At 47.3% G+C, this 1,720-nt stretch carries 3 protein-coding genes; 1 reads left to right on the plus strand and 2 read right to left on the minus strand.

Annotation, left to right across the window (positions count from 1 at the left end; all coding sequences use genetic code 11):
- The first annotated feature begins 2 nt into the window (after window positions 1-2).
- On the plus strand, window positions 3-365 hold the full coding sequence (locus KTQ90_RS13225) for a virulence RhuM family protein (RefSeq protein WP_153093262.1): 363 nt from the start codon (window positions 3-5) through the stop codon (window positions 363-365).
- Between the two features lie 238 nt (window positions 366-603).
- On the opposite strand, the gene KTQ90_RS13230 is transcribed toward KTQ90_RS13225, so the two are convergent.
- Window positions 604-912 carry a helix-turn-helix domain-containing protein gene (locus KTQ90_RS13230; RefSeq protein WP_008145366.1) on the minus strand — a complete coding sequence of 103 codons (309 nt, stop codon included), beginning with the start codon at window positions 910-912 and terminating at the stop codon, window positions 604-606.
- 82 nt (window positions 913-994) lie between these two features.
- Window positions 995-1,306 carry a helix-turn-helix domain-containing protein gene (locus KTQ90_RS13235; RefSeq protein WP_217318813.1) on the minus strand — a complete coding sequence of 104 codons (312 nt, stop codon included), beginning with the start codon at window positions 1,304-1,306 and terminating at the stop codon, window positions 995-997.
- Window positions 1,307-1,720: the final 414 nt, after the last annotated feature.

Raw genomic sequence — 1,720 nt, forward strand, 5'->3', positions numbered from 1 at the left:
AAATGAACAGAGGAGTTATAACTATCAGCGAGAGCGGAACGGTATCCATGCCGACCGATACTGTATGGATGACCATGCAGGAGATTGCCGACATGTATAATGTGTTCGGCTGCTATGTGCGCAAGGCTGTCAAGGCTGTATTCAAGGATGGCATTCTGAAAGAGCATAGTGTGCGCCGTCATGTCAGGAAGAACGACCGCATCAGCTATGATGTGTATAGCCTTGAACTCGTCATTGCGGTAGCCTTCCGTATTGACAGCATTGAGAGCAGAGCCTTTCGGGAGTTCATCATGCAGTCCGTCATCGGCAGACAGACAAGCCGCACTAAACTGGTCTGTATCTTTACAGAGAATGCAATGGCATAGACCTGCCATAAAGCAACGTTCCTTGGAGGCTTTGCGCCTCCAGCCACTTGGGCGAACCACCGCAGTGTGTTTTAGCATGGTATTAGATTTATACAGGTAATACAAATGATACCCGGCAAACACGAACAACTCGGTATAGCCAATAAAACGAGGCGACAACCTATAACAGCCACACTCGGTAAGTTATACGTTGTCGCCTTGTTCATTTCACCCCACTCATCAAGGACATGTATTTCTCCTACAAGCCCTTCATTCTGTACGCTTCACGATAGTTGGCCATCAGAATCTTCTGAATGTCGGACTCGCGGTAGAGTATCTTTCCGCCAAGCTGGATATACGGGATGACACCGTTGTTTCGGTAGTCCTGCAGGGTTCTTCGGCTCAGTTGCAGCCTGGCGCAAAGCTCCTTGTCCGTCATGAACCGCTCACCGCCAAGCATGGGGCGGTAGTTCATCACGGCACGTTCAAAATTGTCAACCATTCGGTTGAGGTGGTTCACGATGTGGTTCATCCACTCGCTGTTTCTTGTCATTACTTCATTGCTCATAGTTGTCTCGTTTTATTGTTGATACTTACGTTACTCGGTTTACTTGCTGCTTTGGATTAAGTGGCTGTTGTATATTGACAGCCTAACCTGTGCGCTTGCGAAAGCGCATGTCCTTTTTCTTGTCCTCCACTACTGCTACGATAGCCATCACGTCCTCCGGCTTGTAGTAGGTCTTGTGGCTGATTCGCGTATAAGCCAAAGTTCCGTTGTCCCGAAGCGTCTGCACTGTCCGTGGGCAGATGTTGAGCGTCTGACACACGTCCTGCGTGTCGAGCCACTTGTTCATGGTCTTGTCCTCACTGCGCTCACGGATTCTGTCCATGCGCTTCACGAAGTTCTCCAACTGGGCATCAAGATAGTTGAATGCCTCTTCCTCGAATACGATGAATCCCATACTTTTCTTTTTTCTAAGTTTATACTATGTTATATGTCGCAAAGCTCCACGCATATGCTGTGCTCCACGTTTGTGAGTGCAAAGATAAGGCACGGCAATCTAAAAACAAGCGTTTCCAATTTCTGTGGCAGTATGTTGCCGGGGTTTGCCGACTTCAACGCCAAAAACAACAAGAAAAACTTGCACGACTGCAACGAATACATGAACAATGATGAGTTGAGAAATACGTTGAAGTTCTCACAGCTATCTCGGTATGCAAATAAGCAAGCCACAACTAAATTGCCACGTTACACCCAATCAGTTGCATGGCTGCACTCAGTACACTTACTTTGCACCCGACAATCGGTCAATGGTGCAAACCGTGACCACTATACTAACAAATAAAACAGCATAAGCTATGGCAAGAACAAAAGA

This window comes from Leyella stercorea, assembly GCF_019052365.1.
Classification (GTDB): domain Bacteria; phylum Bacteroidota; class Bacteroidia; order Bacteroidales; family Bacteroidaceae; genus Prevotella.